Origin of the sequence: Micromonospora sp. H33 (assembly GCF_052068455.1) — a bacterium.
Lineage (GTDB): Bacteria > Actinomycetota > Actinomycetes > Mycobacteriales > Micromonosporaceae > Micromonospora.
In genome coordinates this window covers 70,234-85,781 of the sequence record NZ_JBQHDE010000013.1, presented here as the reverse complement: position 1 = coordinate 85,781, position 15,548 = coordinate 70,234, and the positions used below count along the sequence as shown (strand labels likewise).

At 74.5% G+C, this 15,548-nt stretch carries 15 protein-coding genes; 11 read left to right on the top strand and 4 right to left on the bottom strand.

Features of this window, described 5'->3' with window-relative positions; translation table 11 throughout:
• Positions 1-102 precede the first annotated feature (102 nt).
• The 4 genes from ACTMS0_RS23760 to ACTMS0_RS23745 form a co-directional block, all read right to left on the bottom strand.
• Positions 103-1,356 (bottom strand): MFS transporter, encoded by a 1,254-nt coding sequence (locus ACTMS0_RS23760; protein ID WP_441157464.1) that lies wholly within the window; start codon positions 1,354-1,356, stop codon positions 103-105.
• Positions 1,357-1,439: 83 nt separating this feature from the next.
• A complete protein-coding gene (locus ACTMS0_RS23755) occupies positions 1,440-2,021 on the bottom strand; it encodes an isochorismatase family protein (RefSeq protein ID WP_441157463.1) in 582 nt (193 codons plus the stop codon).
• A 19-nt stretch (positions 2,022-2,040) separates the two neighbouring features.
• Positions 2,041-3,327: a nicotinate phosphoribosyltransferase gene (locus tag ACTMS0_RS23750; RefSeq protein ID WP_441157462.1), complete on the bottom strand. Its 1,287-nt coding sequence runs from the start codon at positions 3,325-3,327 to the stop codon at positions 2,041-2,043.
• A 4-nt stretch (positions 3,328-3,331) separates the two neighbouring features.
• On the bottom strand, positions 3,332-6,022 hold the full coding sequence (locus tag ACTMS0_RS23745) for an ATP-binding protein (protein WP_441157461.1): 2,691 nt from the start codon (positions 6,020-6,022) through the stop codon (positions 3,332-3,334).
• A gap of 200 nt (positions 6,023-6,222) precedes the next feature.
• Here ACTMS0_RS23745 and ACTMS0_RS23740 point away from each other — a divergent pair, with 200 nt between their 5' ends.
• The 11 genes from ACTMS0_RS23740 to rdgB all read left to right on the top strand — a co-directional run bounded on the left by ACTMS0_RS23740 (position 6,223) and on the right by rdgB (position 15,534).
• Positions 6,223-7,785: a hypothetical protein gene (locus ACTMS0_RS23740; protein ID WP_441157460.1), complete on the top strand. Its 1,563-nt coding sequence runs from the start codon at positions 6,223-6,225 to the stop codon at positions 7,783-7,785.
• A 115-nt stretch (positions 7,786-7,900) separates the two neighbouring features.
• Positions 7,901-8,191: an ATP-dependent Clp protease adapter ClpS gene (clpS, locus tag ACTMS0_RS23735; RefSeq protein ID WP_441157459.1), complete on the top strand. Its 291-nt coding sequence runs from the start codon at positions 7,901-7,903 to the stop codon at positions 8,189-8,191.
• A gap of 2 nt (positions 8,192-8,193) precedes the next feature.
• The gene (locus tag ACTMS0_RS23730; RefSeq protein WP_441157545.1) at positions 8,194-8,688 is read left to right on the top strand and encodes a DUF2017 domain-containing protein; all 495 of its coding nucleotides are present in this window, start codon (positions 8,194-8,196) and stop codon (positions 8,686-8,688) included.
• Between the two features lie 55 nt (positions 8,689-8,743).
• Entirely contained in the window at positions 8,744-9,232 is a 489-nt protein-coding gene (locus tag ACTMS0_RS23725; protein WP_441157458.1) for a Mov34/MPN/PAD-1 family protein, read from the top strand.
• A 69-nt stretch (positions 9,233-9,301) separates the two neighbouring features.
• Positions 9,302-9,700, top strand: a complete 399-nt coding sequence (locus tag ACTMS0_RS23720; RefSeq protein ID WP_441157457.1) for a MoaD family protein — start codon at positions 9,302-9,304, stop codon at positions 9,698-9,700.
• Positions 9,701-9,711: 11 nt separating this feature from the next.
• Positions 9,712-10,677: a PLP-dependent cysteine synthase family protein gene (locus tag ACTMS0_RS23715; RefSeq protein WP_441157456.1), complete on the top strand. Its 966-nt coding sequence runs from the start codon at positions 9,712-9,714 to the stop codon at positions 10,675-10,677.
• Between the two features lie 278 nt (positions 10,678-10,955).
• A complete protein-coding gene (locus tag ACTMS0_RS23710) occupies positions 10,956-11,702 on the top strand; it encodes an MBL fold metallo-hydrolase (RefSeq protein WP_441157455.1) in 747 nt (248 codons plus the stop codon).
• Positions 11,703-11,797: 95 nt separating this feature from the next.
• Entirely contained in the window at positions 11,798-12,943 is a 1,146-nt protein-coding gene (locus ACTMS0_RS23705) for a glycosyltransferase family 4 protein (RefSeq protein WP_441157454.1), read from the top strand.
• A gap of 58 nt (positions 12,944-13,001) precedes the next feature.
• Complete coding sequence (locus ACTMS0_RS23700; protein ID WP_441157544.1) at positions 13,002-14,141, top strand: glycosyltransferase; 1,140 nt, start codon at positions 13,002-13,004, stop codon at positions 14,139-14,141.
• A gap of 56 nt (positions 14,142-14,197) precedes the next feature.
• Positions 14,198-14,923: a ribonuclease PH gene (gene rph / locus ACTMS0_RS23695; RefSeq protein WP_441157453.1), complete on the top strand. Its 726-nt coding sequence runs from the start codon at positions 14,198-14,200 to the stop codon at positions 14,921-14,923.
• Positions 14,920-15,534: an RdgB/HAM1 family non-canonical purine NTP pyrophosphatase gene (gene rdgB, locus ACTMS0_RS23690; RefSeq protein ID WP_441157452.1), complete on the top strand. Its 615-nt coding sequence runs from the start codon at positions 14,920-14,922 to the stop codon at positions 15,532-15,534. Before rph ends, rdgB begins: the two co-directional genes overlap by 4 nt.
• Positions 15,535-15,548 lie beyond the last annotated feature (14 nt).

Sequence of the window (15,548 nt, the reverse complement as noted above, 5' to 3'; positions counted from 1 at the left end):
CCAGCACCAGCCCCGGTCGCGCGGTCCGCCGCCGCCTGGACACCGGCCCCCGACACCGGCCCGCTCGCATCCGCGCCGGGCGGGCCAGGTGGCCGTCGTCGGTCAGGCGGCGGGGGCGAGTTCGGGCTCGGGCTCGGGCTCGGGGGTCGTCGCCGGTGCCTCCAGGGCCCGGCGGCGGCGCAGCTCGACCGGGAGCACGGCCAGGGCGACCAGCGCGCCGATCGCGCCGGTGACCGCGAAGCCCCAGGCGGGCGCGGACGCGTCGATGACCGCCCCGGCCAGCGGGGCGCCGACCGCGATGCCGATCGTGATGGCCGAACCGTGCAGCCCCATCGCCTCGCCGCGCGTCTCGGCGGGCGCCAGCCGGCTGACCTCGTCCGAGGTGGCGGCGATGGTCGGCGCGCAGAGCAGCCCGGCCGGAATCAGGGCCAGGCAGAGCAGCCACCAGTGAGAGCCGCCCAGCCCCACCGGGATCGTGGCGACGCTGAGTGCCGCCATCAGCGCGAGCGGGGACCAGGAGCGGGTGACCGCCCCGTACGCGAAGCCGCCGACCAGCGAGGCCACCGCCCACATGGCCAGCACCACCCCGGTGTAGCCGACCTCGCCGCCCTCCCGCAGCACCGCGATCACCGCCACGTCGGTGCCGCCCAGCACGAGGGTGGCCGCGGTGCTCGCGGCGAGCACGGCGAGCATCCGCGGCGTGAGCCATTCGCGCCGGGGCACCTTCCGGTGCGGCCCGACGGGCTCGCCGGCGCCGCGTACCGGAGGGTTGAGCAGCCAGAGCCCGACGCCGGCGGCGACGATGCCGGCGCCCACCAGGTAGAGGGTCGTCCGGGCGGAGATGGCGGTGACCGCGACGGTGGCGAGCGCGGGGCCGACCATGAACGACAGCTCCACCGACATCGAGTCCAGCGCGTACGCGGGGCGGCGCCGGTCCGCCGGGACCAGGGCAGCGATGGACTGCCGGATCACCGAGAAGATCGGCAGCGCCAGCGAACCGGCGAGGAAGGCGGCCGGCAGGAGCAGCGCGTACGACAGCATCGGCGCCGTGGACCAGAAGACCGCTTCGGCGACGCCGGTCAGCACGAGCACCGGGCGCAGGCCGCGCCGATCCACCAGACGGCCGAGCAGCGGGCCGCCGATGGCCGCGCCGACGGTGATCGCGGCGCCGACCAGCCCGGCCGCGCCGTAGCCCCGGCCGAGGTCCTCGACGACGAAGAAGGTCATCGTCACCCCGGTCGCGGTGAGCGGGACCCGGGCGAGGACCGCCACCAGCAGCAGCGACCGGAGACCGGGCAGGGCGAGCGCCTCCCGGTAAGGCTTCATGTTCACGACGGTCCGTACCTCCGCGGACATCCTCGGCCGCGGGTACGACAACCGCCAAAGGTTTAGGGCCTGATTCACAGGTGCCGGCCGACACCCGTGAATCGGGCCCTGAGTCATGCGGCCCTGATCACCGGCTTCCCCTGGGTGGCGATCCCGGCGCCCTCGAACGCGCGCAGCGCCACGTCGGTCGTGTCGGGGGCGACGCCAGCGGTCAGGTCCAGCAGCACGGTGGTGTCGAACCCCTCCTGGACGGCGTCCAGGGCGGTGGCGCGGACGCAGTGGTCGGTGGCGATCCCCACGATCTCCACCCGGTCGACGTCGTGCCGCCGAAGCCAGTCCGCCAGGCACTCGCCGTCGTCGGCATGGCCCTCGAAGCCGGAGTACGCGGCCGCGTGCTCGCCCTTGTGGAAGATCGCCTCGATCCGGTCGGTGGCCAGGTCGGGGTGGAACTCCGAGCCCGGGGTGCCCACCACGCAGTGCCGGGGCCAGGAGTCGACGAAGTCCGGCGGATCGCCGAAGTGCGAGCCCGGGTCGATGTGGTAGTCCTTCGTGGCGACCACGTGGTCCCAGCGCTTCGGCTTGGCGGCGAGCAGTCGGCTGATGCCGGCCGCGACGCCGGCCCCGCCACCGACCGCCAGCGAGCCGCCCTCGCAGAAGTCGTTCTGCACGTCCACGATGATCAACGCCTTGCCCATGTGACGCCCCTCCAGAGACTCAGTCGGCCGGTACGACGGTGACCGGGATGGCCGGGTCACCGGCGGAGAGCTTCAACCCCTCCCAGGGGATCGAGATCAGGCACTGCCGCAGGTGCTCCCGGGACTCGTCCAGCGACGGCTGTTCGACCGGCTCTCCGCCGACCACGTACGACCGCTGGAGCAGCCGGTCGTGCGGCCGCCGGTCCGGCACGCCCTGCGGCACGATCACCTCCTCGGTGGCGGTGCCCGTCGGCTTGTGCCGGCGCACCGCCACCTTGCGCCCCCCGATGGTGGCCTTCTGCTCGGAGCGCTTGACCACCGGGCGGCCGTCGACCTCGACGAGCTTGTAGACCAGGCCGGCCGTGGGGGCGCCGGAGCCGGTGACCACGGCGGTGCCGGCCCCGTACATGTCCACCGGCTCGGCGGCGAGCGCGGCGATGGCGTACTCGTCGAGGTCGCCGGAGACGATGATCTTCGTCTCGGTGGCGCCGAGCGAGTCGAGCAGTTCGCGGGACTGCTGGGCCATGACGGCCAGGTCGCCGGAGTCGATCCGGACGGCGCGCAGGTCCGGCCCGGCCACCGCGATGGCGTTGCGGATGCCCTGACTGATGTCGTACGTGTCGACCAGCAGCGTCGTGTCCTTGCCCAGCGTGGCCACCTGCGAGGCGAACGCCGCCCGCTCGTCGTCGTGCAGCAGGGTGAACGCGTGCGCGGCGGTGCCCGCGGTGGGGATCCCGTAGCGCTGCCCGGCCGCCAGGTTGGAGGTGAACCGGAACCCGGACAGGTAGGCCGCCCGCGCCGCCGCGACGGCGGCCTCCTCGTGCGCCCGCCGGGAGCCCATCTCGATGAGGGCGCGCCCGCGGGCCGCGGTGACCATCCGCGCGGCCGCCGCGGCGACGGCGCAGTCGTGGTTGAGCACCGACAGCACCAGCGTCTCCAGCACCACGCACTCGGCGAAGGTGCCCGAGACGGTGAGGATCGGCGAACCGGGGAAGAACAGCTCGCCCTCGGCGTACCCGTCGACGTCGCCGGTGAATCGGTAGTTGGTGAGCCACTCCGCGGCCGCCTCGTCCACCACCCCGGTACGCCGCAGGAAGTCCACCTCGTCCGCGTCGAACCGGAAATTACGGATGAGGTCCACCAGCCGGCCGGTGCCGGCGACCACGCCGTAGCGGCGGCCGGTCGGCAGCCGGCGGCTGAACACTTCGAACACGCAGTGGCGGTCGGCGGTGCCGTCGCGGAGGGCGGCACTGACCATCGTCAGCTCGTAGTGGTCGGTCAGCAGTGCGGGGCGAAGGGTGCTCACCGCTTCAGCCTAGAGTCGACCCCGGATCCGCGGCGTCGTGGCCCGGGATCGCCCGCAGCGCCGCCCCCAGCTCGGCCCGCCCGGTCACGCCGAGCTTGCTGTAGATGCGCTGGAGGTGGTTCTCGACAGTACGCGCGGAGAGGTAGAGCCGTTCCGCGATGGCGCGGCTGGTGGCGCCCCTGGCCGCCAGCCGCGCCACCTGCCACTCCCGGTCGGTCAGCGTCGGCGCCCCGGCCCGCAGCGCGGGGGTGCTGACCTGGCCGCAGCGCCCGAGCAGCGCGGCCAGCCGCTCCCGGGCGGTGGTGGCCGCCGGCGAGCGCCGGTGCCGCAGGAGGTGCAGCGCCGTCGCGGTGGCCTCGGCGGCCCAGACGTTCAGGTCCAGCTCGGCGAAGGCCTCGGCGACCGCGAGCAGGTCCTCCGCGGCATCGTCGGCCACCGCCCGGGCGTGCCGGGCCAGCAGCGGCGGCAGCACCCCGTCGACCTGCTCGGACAGCTCGGCCAGGCGCTGGGCGACGGTCCGCCGGCTCCGGTCGAAGCAGACCGGCCCGACCGGCGCGCCCGCCTGAGCCAGGCGGACCAGGTCGTGGAGCACGTGCACCTCGTGGCCGGCGAAGCCGTCGGCGCGCAGCCGCTCGGCCAGCTCCGCCAGGTGCTTGGCCGCGCCGGACACGTCTCCGTCGGCCGCCAGGACCGCCCCGCGGGCCTGCTCCAGCCACGGGTAGAGCACCGCCATGCCGCCCGCGTGGGTGCGGTCGGCCTCGGCCATGGCCTCGGCGGCCTGCTCGCTGTCGCCGCGCAGCGCCGCGGCCTGAGCCCGCTCGGCCTGCGCCAAACCGGCGTAGACCCGGCTGGTGGCCAGGACGGCGCACGCGCCGAGGCTGGTCCGCAAGGCGCTGTCGCTCTCGCCGCGCAGCCGGGCCGCGTACGCCTGGAGGATCGCCAGGTAGCCGGTGCCGAGCCGGAAGTCCCCGGCGCCGGCCAGGTCGGCGAACTCGTCGGCCACGATGGCGTCGATGCCGGGGAGGTCCCCGGCGAGCGCGAGCCGGGTGCCCCGGGCCAGCTCCAGCGCGAGTTGCAGGTACGGCATGTCCGCACGCCAGTGCCCGGCCGCCGCCTGCACCAGCTCGATGGCCACGGCGCTGCGGCGCAGCTGCCCCTGCACGGTGTGCAGGTAGGCGATGGTGCACCGGGCCAGCTCCCGTGCGGCCACGCTGGCGGCGGGCCGGTCCAGCACGGTCTGCCCCAGCCGCAGCGCGGCGCCGGTGTCCATGCGGTGCAACCGCATGATGGCCTCGAAGGCGAGCACGCGGGCCTGGGCGGCGGAGTCGCGCAGCTCGGCGCCCCGGGCGGCGACCTCCTCCACGGTGGACTCGCGGCTGAGCCCCCAGTAGCTGACCATGCCGCGTACGGTGAGCCACCGGCTGCGCCGCTGGTCGTCGCCGAGGTCGGCCGCGACCGCGTCGAGCACCTCGATCGCCTCGTCCGGCCGGTCGGCGAACATCAGGATCGTGGCCAGCAGCTCCGCGGCGTCGAACCCGCCGCCGGTCTCGAGTGCCGCCCGGGCGAGCCGCGTCGCCAGCGGTACGTCGTAGCGGGTGAACGCCTGCACCGCGGCACCGAGCAGCATGGTCTCGTCCTGGGCGGTGCCCGACTCCAGCCGCCAGACGGCCACCCGCAGCAGGTCGTCACGGCGGCGCGTGCCGACCTCCTCGAGCAGCTGCGCGAGGCGGGCCTGCAGGCGTCGGGTGCGGCTGACCGGGCACTGCCGGCGCATCACCTCCCCGTACAGCGGGTGGGCCAGCCGTACGTCGAGTCGCCGGTCGTCGCGGACCACGGTGATGAGGCCCCGCTCCTCGGCCGTCTCCACATCGGCCGGCTCGACCGCCTGCCCGAGCAGGTGCAGGCCGAGCGGTTCACCGAACGCGACCAGCTCGACCACCGCCCGGACGCCCGGGGTGAGTTGACCGATCCGGGTGTCGATCAGGTCGGTGAGGCTCGGCGCCAGCTCCAGCCGGCCGGTCCACTTCCACACTCCGTACGTGCTGGTCAGCTCCCCGGTCCCGGAGGCGGCGTGGACGAGCTCGCGCAGCAGCAGCGGGTTGCCGGTGGAGAGCCGCCAGAGCCGGTCGGCGGAGCCGGCGTCGACCGGCCCGTCCAGGATCGCGGCGAGGAGTCCGGCGGTGTCGGCCGGGTCCATCGGGCTCAGCTCGGCGTGGTCGACCAGGTCGTCGGTCCACAGTGCGCGGATCGGCAGCGGGATCTGCTCGCCGTTGCGCAGGGTGCCGATCACGGTGGCGTTCTCCGACCGGGCGATGAGGTGCACCAGCGCGGCGGACGGCGGGTCCAGCAGGTGCGCGTCGTCGATGGCGAGCACGATGCGGCGGCCGGCCGCCTGCTGTTGCAGCACGTCCACCGCCCAGCGCAGGACGCCGGCCGGCGACAGCCCCTGCGGCTGATCGGAGGGGAGGACCTGGACCAGCCCGCCGAACGGCAGCGCGGCGGTCGTGGCGCTCGCCGCCACGTACCAGACCGCGTACCGGTCACGGGGCAGCGCGTCCACTCCCTCGCGGAGCAGCCGGCTCTTGCCGATGCCGGCGCTGCCGCTGACGAACAATCCCCGCCCGTCGGCGCCCGTCACCGCCGACAACAGACGGTTGAGCTCGCGGGTACGGCCGACGAATCTCCACCGACTCATCCGCGCAGCATATCGACGCGATTCCGTATGTGTGTACTCCGTCACGCGCCGAAGTTGAGTAACCCCGCCGTTACCGCTGAGTAGAGTGGGTGTTCCGACTCTGTCCCGGATCGCCCGTACTCTTCCGGCATCCGGATCCACCACCGGAGAGTTCCACGCGGCCGGCACCGCCGGTCACCAGCACTGGGAGGCCGCCTGTGATGCCGGGTCCGCTCCCCGCGGTCGACATGTCGGGCGATCCATCCGGCGCCGCCGACCTGCCCCGCGGCCGGCCACTGTCCAACCGGCTGGGTGCGCCCCCGCCGGGTGCGGAGGAGCCGCTGGGAGTGGTCGCCGCCGGCCCCGCCGCCGCGGGCCGGGCCGAGGTGCTCGCCGCCCTGCTACGGCTGGATCCGGCCATGCTCGCGGTGCCCGCAGGCAGTTGGCTGGTCGTCCGCCACGCGCGGGTGCCGAGCCGGGCCGCGTACGTGCCCGGCTACCGCCAGCCGCACTCGTACGGCGCCGACCGGCTGGCCGCCGGGCCGGCGCTCGCCCGACCGCCGCGCCGGGTCGAGCTGAGCGTCGCGGAGCCGCTGCTGCGGCACTTCGCCCTGATCGACACGCCGGACACGGGCAGCCTCGGTGTGCCCGGCGGCCGGGTGCTGCTGGACGCCGCCGGCCGTGCCGGCGCCGTGCTCTTCGTGATCGCCGCCGACCAGGCGTTCACCGCCGCCGAGCTGCACCTGCTCGCCGATCTCGCCGCCGCGCGGGTCGAGGTCTTCTTCGCCGTGACGCCGGGTGCGGGTGGCTGGTCCCCGCCCGACGGCGGGTCGACGACGGAGGGCACGGGGGCGTCCGTCCGTACGGCCGACGCCGGGTCCACCGGGGCGGCGTCGGCGGTCGACCCGGTGGACCCGGCCGCCGTCCCCGTGGCGGCGCACCGGGCCGCCCTGCTCGCCGCGGTCCCCGGTCTCGCCGGTGCCCGGTGGTTCCCGGTCAACCCGGGCGACGCCGACGACCTGCGGCGGGGACTGGTGGGCTGGGCCGCCGACGAGGGGCTGCGCCGGGCGAGCGCCACGCCGCCGGTGCTGCCCGGCGCGCACGGTCGGGTGCCGGTGCTGCCGGAGCCGGGCCCGTGGTCCGACCAGCTCGAGCGGCAGGCCCGGTCGGTCGCGCGGCGCATCCGCCAGCATCTGGCCCTGGAGCTGGCGAACATCCACCTGCGGGTGGTGCAGGAGATCGTCTTCGGGGTCGGCTGCGCCGGCCTCCCGCAGCTGCTCGACTGCGAGATGGAGTCCCTGTCGCTGCTGGCCACCACGCACTGCGACCAGGCGGTCCGCAACCTGGTCGACGAGGCGGCCGGGCGGGTGTTCGGCGCGCCGCTGGCACCGGGTGTCCGACGGCGGATCGCCAACGCGGTGCGGTGGGGCCTGGCCGATCACCGCTCCGGTGAGGAACTGGACCGGGTTCTCCTGGTGACCAGCACGGGTGGGGTGGCCGGCCTGACCGGCGCGGGCGCGATCGACGCGCTGACCGGTTATCCCGGCGCCGCGCGGGACGACGTGCTCCCCCCGGTGGCGGTGGCCCTCTCCGGCGGCTGCTGGCAGCACTGGCGCAGTCCGGGCAACGACGACCCCAACGCCGCGCGGGCGTGGGCCCAGCGCGCGCTGCGGGAGGTCGAGCTGGAGCTGACCCGCGAGGTGTCCCGACGGTTCGAGGTGATCCGCCTCTCGCTGGACGGGGTGCTCTCCGATGCGGTCGACCACGGCATCCTGCTCGCCTGAGCCGGGTGCCGACGCGTCGGGTCCGCGGGCCTCCGCGCGGGGTAACGGCGCCGATCCGCGACGAGCCGGCGTTCCGGTTCCTCGGTTCGCCGGATCCGGTGGCACGATGGGGGGCATGGCGGCTCCGCAGGTTGCACCGGTCGAGACGCCGGACACCGACGAGGTGCCGGCTGCCGACCGGCCGTGGGTGACGATCGTGTGGGACGACCCGGTCAACCTGATGACGTACGTGACCTGGGTCCTCCAGAAGCTCTTCGGGTACAGCCGGGAGAAGGCCGAGCAGCTCATGCTGGATGTGCATCACAAGGGCAAGGCGGTCGTCTCCAGCGGCGCCCGCGAGCGCATGGAGCACGACGCGTCGCAGCTGCACGCGTACGGTCTCTGGGCGACGGTGGATCGGGCGTGAGCATGTTCCGGCGCCAGGGCGACCGCTACGTCGCCACCTTCGCGGTGGACGAGGTCCGGGTGTTGCGCAAGGTCGCCTCCGAGGTGGTCGGCCTGCTCACCGACGGGTTCGACCACTCCGACCCGGTGGTCGGGCGGCTCTTCCCGGAGGCCTACCCGGAGGACGCCGCGGGCAGCGCCGAGTTCCGCCGGTACACCGAGGGCGACCTGAAGACGGCGAAGATCGACCAGGCCGGCGCGATCCTCGCGGCGCTGCCCGACGAGGCCGACGGTGAGGTGCGCCTCGACGCCGAGGCGGCCGAGGCGTGGCTGCGGGCGCTCAACGACGCCCGCCTGGCGATGGGCGTCCGGTTGGAGATCAAGGACGGCACCGACCTCGGTGCCGAGCTGGACGACGCGGTGGCCGAGGATCCGACATCCAGCCGGGTGTTCCAGCTGTCGGTCTACGCGTACCTGGGTTATCTCCAGGAATCCCTGCTCAACGCCCTGATCGACTGATTCGTGACGGCCGCCACCTCGCAGGGTCGCGCGGGCAGGCGTTAGGCTGGTCGGCGTGCTGAGCATCGACCGGTCGATCGTCGACGCGATCGTCGCCCACGCGCGTCGGGACCACCCCGACGAGGCGTGCGGCGTGGTCGCCGGTCCTGCCGGCAGCGACGCCCCGGCCCGGCACATCCCGATGGAGAATGCCGCCCGCTCGATGACGTTCTACGAGTTCGACTCGATGGAGCAGCTGCGGGTGTGGCGGGAGATGGACGACCGGGACGAGGAGCCCGTCGTCATCTACCATTCGCACACCGCGACGGAGGCCTACCCGTCGCGCACCGACATCTCCTTCGCCGGCGAGCCCAACGCGCACTACCTGCTCGTCTCCACCCGTGAGCCCGACACCGAGGAGATCCGCTCCTTCCGGATCGTGGACGGCGTGGTCACCGAGGAGCCGGTCCGCATCCTGGAGCCGGGGGTGGATTCGCACGCCGTGCAGTCCTACATGTTCGGGCAGAGCCCGGCGACGGTCGACTACGAGTGTTCCGGCCGCTGATCCCGGCGCCGTAACACCCTGTCACGTCCCGTCACCATCTCGGCACACCCGATCAAGGAGCACGACATCATGGCCATCGAGGTTCGCATTCCCACCATCCTGCGCAGCTACACCGGCGGCGCGAAGGTCGTCGAGGGCACCGGCGACACGCTGGGTGACCTGCTCGCCGACCTGGACTCCCGGCACGCCGGCCTGAAGGCCCGGCTGGTCACCGAGACCGGCGCGCTGCACCGTTTCGTCAACGTCTACGTCAACGACGAGGACGTCCGCTTCCTCGGCGCGCTGGACGCCAAGCTCAACGACGGCGACAGTGTGACGATCCTGCCGGCCGTGGCGGGCGGCGCCTTCGGCTTCGCGGCGGCGGCCGCGATCGCGCAGCACAGTGCCGCCGCCGCGGCGATCGCGCAGCACAGTGCGGCGGCGCGCGCCACGCGCGGAGCGCGTGGCGCCTCGGTCGCCGCCCGCTGAGGGCGGTCGTCATGGCGCGGTACGACAGCCTCCTCGACGCCTGCGGCGGCACGCCCCTGGTCGGGCTGCCCCGGCTCTCGCCGACGGTGCCCGACGGGGCGCCGCCGGTGCGGCTGTGGGCCAAGCTGGAGGACAGGAACCCGACCGGCAGCATCAAGGACCGGGCGGCCCTGTTCATGGTCCGGGCGGCCGAGGAGGCCGGCCGGCTGCGGCCGGGTGACACCATCCTGGAGCCGACCAGCGGCAACACCGGCATCTCCCTGGCCATGGTGGCGAAGCTTCGCGGGTACCGGCTGGTCTGTGTGATGCCGGAGAACGTCTCCACCGAGCGGGTGCAGCTGCTGCGCATGTACGGGGCGGAGATCATCTTCTCGCCGGCGGCGGGCGGCTCCAACCAGGCGGTCGCCACCGCCAAGCAGATCGCCGCCGAGCACCCAGACTGGGTGATGCTCTACCAGTACGGCAACGAGGCGAACGCCCGCGCGCACTACGAGACCACGGGTCCCGAGCTGCTGCAGGACCTGCCCACGATCACCCATTTCGTGGCCGGCCTCGGCACCACCGGCACCCTGATGGGCACCGGGCGCTACCTGCGCGAGAAGGTCGACGGCATCCAGGTCGTCGCGGCCGAGCCGCGCTACGGCGAGCTGGTCTACGGGCTGCGCAACATCGACGAGGGCTACGTCCCGGAGCTGTACGACGCCACCGTGCTCACCCGGCGCTTCTCGGTCGGGACGCGGGACGCGGTGCTGCGGACGCGCCAGTTGGTGGAGGTGGAGGGCATCTTCGCCGGGTTCTCCACCGGGGCGATCCTGCACGCCGCCCTGGCGGTGGCGCACGAGGCGGTCCGCGAGGGGCGTCGCGCCGACGTGGCCTTCGTGGTCTGCGACGGCGGCTGGAAGTACCTGTCCACCGGGGCGTACGGCGGCACCCTCGCCGACGCCGAGGACGCCCTGGAGGGCCAGCTCTGGGCCTGACCGGACGAGCACCGCGAGCGGGGGCGCCAGCCTGTGGCGGCGCCCCCGTTCGTGGCGCCGGCCGTGCAGCGCCGGGACGCGGTGTGGCCGTACCGGTTGGCACGGCGGGGCGCCCACCGGGAGCGGGTGTCACGTTCGTGACATCTTCCTGCGGATGATTCATGGCCTCGCGTACGCGAGCGTAGGCTGCGCAGCGTGGCGTACGCGTCGGTGAAGATCATGCTCCGCGGAGGGACGGCCGGCACGGCAGCTACGGAGCGTGACAGCGAGACGACCCGATGCGACTGACCGTTTTGGGCTGCGCGGGGAGCTTCCCCGGCCCCGAGGCCCCCTGTTCGGCGTACCTGGTCGAGGCCGAGGGCTTCCGGCTCCTGGTGGACTTCGGGCCCGGGTCGCTGTCCACCCTCCAGCGGTACGCGGGGCTGCACGCCCCCGACGCCATCCTCCTCACCCACCTGCACTGTGACCACATCCTCGACGCCGCGTCGTACGTGGTCGTGCGCCGGTACGCGCCCGACGGCCCGTACCCGCCGCTGCCGGTGTACGCCCCGTCCGGCGCGCCCGACCGGCTCGCCGCCGCGTACGGGCAGGAGGACACCAACGTCGAGGACGTCTACCAGTTCTACGCGCTCCAGCCGGGGACGTTCCCGATCGGCCCGCTGACCGTCACCGTCGACCGGGTCAACCACCCGATCGAGACGTACGGGGTGCGGCTGGAGCACGGCGACCGGGTGCTCTGCTACTCGTCGGACACCGCACCGTGCGACGCGCTGCTGCGGCTGGCCCAGGAAGCGGACGTGTTCCTCTGCGAGGCGAGCTACCTCGACGGGGTGGAGAACCCGCCGGACCTGCACCTCACCGGCCGGGAGGCGGGCGAGGCGGCCACCAAGGCGGGCGTCGGCCGGCTGCTGTTGACCCATCTGGTGGCGGCCTGGGGCAGCGAGGCGCACACCGTCGCCTCCGCCGCCGCGGCGTACGCCGGCCCGCTCGAGGTGGTCCGGCCGGGCGCCAGCTACGAGATCTGACCCACGCCCTCGCGGGGCGGCTCTTGCCGAACTGTTCGCCGGGCGGTCAATGTCCCGTCGTCTGGCGCACCCGTGGCACCCGCACGGTGAGGGGCATGCGGATCGCCATCGTCACCGAGTCGTTCCCGCCGGACGTGAACGGCGTCGCACACTCGGTGGTCCGGGCGGCGGAGCACCTCGTCGCCCGCGGCCACGAGCCGGTGGTCGTCGCGCCGGCACCGCCCGGGTCGCACCGGCACGAACCCGACCGGTACCCGTACCCGGTGGTCCGGATCCCGAGCGTCCCCCTGCCGCGCTACCACGGTTTCCGGCTGGGCGTCCCCACGCCGGCCCGGCTGGCCGGCGCGCTGCTGTCGTACGCCCCGGACGTCGTCCACCTGGCCAGCCCGTTCGTCCTCGGGGCGCGGGCCGCGGCGCTGGCCGTGCGGCACGGCCTCCCGACCGTCGCCGTCTACCAGACCGACGTCGCCTCGTACGCCCGGGCGTACCGGGTCGGCTGGGGCGAGGCGGCGGCCTGGCGGCGGCTGCGCGAGATCCACAACTCCGTCAACCGCACGCTCGCGCCCTCCACCCGCGCCGCCGCCGACCTCATCGCGAACGGCGTGCAGCGGATCTGGCTCTGGCGGCGCGGCGTCGACGCCGAACGGTTCCAGCCGGCGAAGCGGTGCGAGGAGCTGCGGCGCAGCCTCGCGCCCCACGGTGAACTGCTGGTCGGGTACGTCGGCCGGCTCGCCCCGGAGAAGCGGGTCGACCTGCTCGCGGCCACCGCCGCCCTGCCCGGCGTACGGGTCGTGGTGGCCGGGGACGGCCCGGCGCGGCGGCAACTGGAGAAGGCCCTGCCCGACGTGACGTTCCTCGGGGTGCAGCACGGCGAGGACCTCGCCCGCCTGTACGCGAGCCTCGACGTCTTCGTGCACACCGGACCGCACGAGACCTTCGGCCAGACGATCCAGGAGGCGCTGGCCAGTGGCGTACCCGTGGTGGCCCCGGCGGCCGGCGGGCCGGTCGACCTGGTGGAGACCGGGGCCACCGGGACGCTGGTGCCGCCCGACGACACCGACGCGCTGGCTGGCGCGGTCGTGGCGCTCGCCGCCGACGAGTCGCGCCGGCTCGCGTACGGGCGGGCGGCCCGCGCGGCGGTCAGCCGCCGGAGCTGGACGGCGGTCGGGGACGAGCTGATCGGCCACTACCAGGCGGTGCGGGCGGGCGCGTCGGCGCTCGACCTGCCGGCGGCGTCGTGACCGGGGGACGTGCCGCCCGGCGGGGCGGCGGGGCCTGGACGGTGTCGTCGTGAGCGGCCTGCGGATCGTGCGGCTGGCGAACTTCGTCACCGGTCGCTCCGGCGGGCTCCGGACGGCGCTGCGCCACCTCGGTACGGGATACCTGGCGGCCGGGCACGACCCGGTGCTGGTGGTGCCGGGGCGGCGGGACGCGGACGAGCGGCACCCGTGGGGGCGGGTGATCACCGTCGCCGGCCCCGAGGTGCCCCGGACCGGCGGGTACCGCCTGCTGACCGACCGCCGCCGGGTGGCCCGCGTGCTGGCCGGGCTGGCACCGGACCGGCTGGAGGTGTCCGACCGCTCGACGCTGCGCTGGACCGGCGCCTGGGCGCGGGCGCACGGGGTGCCGTCGCTGATGGTCTCCCACGAGTCGCTCACCGGGCTGCTCGGCGAGTGGCGGGTGCCGCACGCGCTGCGGCGCCGGGTCGCCGACCGGCTCAATCGGGAGACCGCGCGGTCGTACGACCGGATCGTCTGCACGACCCGTTGGGCGGCCGAGGAGTTCGACCGGATCGCCGCACCCGTCGAGCTGGTGTCGCTCGGGGTGGACCTGGACACGTTCCGGCCGGACCGGGCGGACGCGGCGCTGCGCGAGCGGTACGCGGATCCGACCGAGGTCCTGCTGGTGCACTGCGCCCGGATGTCGGTGGAGAAGCGGCCGGAACTGGCCGTGGACGCGCTCGCCGAGCTGCGTCGCGCCGGCGTACCCGCCGTCCTCGTGATGGTGGGGGACGGGCCGCTGCGGCCGGCGCTGGCCCGGCGCGCCGAGGGGCTGCCGGTGGCGTTCACCGGCTTCCTGCCCGACCGGGGGGTGGTCGCCGCCCTGCTCGCCAGCGCCGACGTGGTGCTGGCGCCCGGCCCGGTGGAGACCTTCGGCCTGGCCGGGCTGGAGGCGCTGGCCTGCGGCACCCCGGTCGTGGTGAACGCCGCCAGCGCCCTGCCGGAGGTGGTCGGCTCCGCCGGCCTCGCCGCGTACGGCTCGGCGGCGTCGCTGGCCGAGGGGGTGGGCCGGCTGCTCGCCCGGCCGGAGGCGGAGCGGCGGCGGGCGGCGCGCGCCCGGGCCGAGGAGTTCGGCTGGCCGGCGTCGGTGGCCGGCTTCCTGCGGGCGCACGACGCGCTGCACGGCGGGCCGACCCGTACGGTGCCGGTGGCCGCCTGAGCCGGGTCGGGACACCCCGGGGCGCTTCGATCAGGGCACCACATAGGGTGCAAGGCATGGCGCGACCTGACGGGCGACTGCCCGACCAACTCCGACCGGTGACCCTGACCCGAGGCTGGAGCACACACCCGGAGGGTTCCGTGCTCGTGGAGTTCGGTGCGACCCGGGTGCTGTGCACCGCGAGCGTCACCGAGGGGGTGCCGCGCTGGCGCAAGGGCTCCGGGCTCGGCTGGGTCACCGCCGAGTACGCGATGCTGCCCCGCGCCACCAACACCCGGTCGGACCGGGAGAGCGTGAGGGGGAAGGTCGGCGGTCGGACGCACGAGATCTCCCGCCTGATCGGCCGCAGCCTGCGGGCGTCCATCGACCTCAAGGCGCTCGGCGAGAACTCCATCGTGCTCGACTGTGACGTGCTCCAGGCCGACGGCGGCACCCGCACCGCCGCGATCACCGGCGCGTACGTGGCACTGCACGACGCGGTGACCTGGCTGGCCGCCCGCAAGTCCCTCGCCGGCCGGCCGGAGACGGTGATGCACCGCTCGGTGGCGGCGGTCAGCGTCGGCGTCATCGCCGGTGAGCCGCGGCTCGACCTCAACTACGACGAGGACGTGGCCGCCGAGGTCGACATGAACGTGGTCTGCACCGGCACCGGGGAGTTCGTCGAGGTGCAGGGCACCGGCGAGGCGGGCGTGTTCGCCCGCGAGCAGCTGGACGCCCTGCTCGACCTGGCCGTCGCCGGCTGTGTGGAACTGGCCGAGGCCCAGCGGAAGGCGCTCTCATGAACAAGGTCCTGCTCGCCACCCGGAACCGCAAGAAGCTCACCGAGTTGCAGCGCATCCTCGACGGCGCACTGGGCGCCCACCGGGTGGCTCTGCTCGGCCTCGACGACGTCGAGGCGTACCCGGAGTTGCCGGAGACCGGCCTCACCTTCGGGGAGAACGCGCTGATCAAGGCGCGCGAGGGGTGCCGCCGCACCGGCCTGCCGACGATCGCGGACGACTCGGGGCTGGCCGTGGACGCCCTCAACGGCATGCCGGGGGTCTTCAGCGCCCGCTGGGCCGGGCGGCACGGTGACGACCAGGCCAACCTCCAGCTCGTGCTGGACCAGATCGCCGACCTGCCGGACGAGCACCGGGCCGCCTCGTTCGTCTGCACGGTGGCCCTGGTGCTGCCCGGAGGCAAGGAGCACCTGGTCGACGGCCGGCAGTCCGGCCGCCTGCTGCGGGCGCCGCGTGGCGACGGCGGCTTCGGCTACGACCCGATCTTCCTGGGCGACGGCCAGGACCGCACGAACGCCGAGCTGACGCCCGAGGAGAAGGACGCGGTCAGCCACCGGGGCAAGGCGCTGCGCGAGCTGGCCAAACTGGTGGCCAAGATCCTCCCGCCGGCCTGACCTCCCGGGGGCTC

Coding starts and splice junctions, on each gene's coding strand:
- ACTMS0_RS23705 (WP_441157454.1), top strand. CDS start 11,798: ATGCGGATCGCCATCGTCACCGAGTCGTTCCCGCCGGACGTGAACGGC.
- ACTMS0_RS23710 (WP_441157455.1), top strand. CDS start 10,956: ATGCGACTGACCGTTTTGGGCTGCGCGGGGAGCTTCCCCGGCCCCGAG.
- rdgB (WP_441157452.1), top strand. CDS start 14,920: ATGAACAAGGTCCTGCTCGCCACCCGGAACCGCAAGAAGCTCACCGAG.
- clpS (WP_441157459.1), top strand. CDS start 7,901: ATGGCGGCTCCGCAGGTTGCACCGGTCGAGACGCCGGACACCGACGAG.
- ACTMS0_RS23755 (WP_441157463.1), bottom strand. CDS start 2,021: ATGGGCAAGGCGTTGATCATCGTGGACGTGCAGAACGACTTCTGCGAG.
- ACTMS0_RS23730 (WP_441157545.1), top strand. CDS start 8,194: ATGTTCCGGCGCCAGGGCGACCGCTACGTCGCCACCTTCGCGGTGGAC.
- rph (WP_441157453.1), top strand. CDS start 14,198: ATGGCGCGACCTGACGGGCGACTGCCCGACCAACTCCGACCGGTGACC.
- ACTMS0_RS23745 (WP_441157461.1), bottom strand. CDS start 6,022: ATGAGTCGGTGGAGATTCGTCGGCCGTACCCGCGAGCTCAACCGTCTG.
- ACTMS0_RS23720 (WP_441157457.1), top strand. CDS start 9,302: ATGGCCATCGAGGTTCGCATTCCCACCATCCTGCGCAGCTACACCGGC.
- ACTMS0_RS23740 (WP_441157460.1), top strand. CDS start 6,223: ATGCCGGGTCCGCTCCCCGCGGTCGACATGTCGGGCGATCCATCCGGC.
- ACTMS0_RS23760 (WP_441157464.1), bottom strand. CDS start 1,356: ATGTCCGCGGAGGTACGGACCGTCGTGAACATGAAGCCTTACCGGGAG.
- ACTMS0_RS23715 (WP_441157456.1), top strand. CDS start 9,712: ATGGCGCGGTACGACAGCCTCCTCGACGCCTGCGGCGGCACGCCCCTG.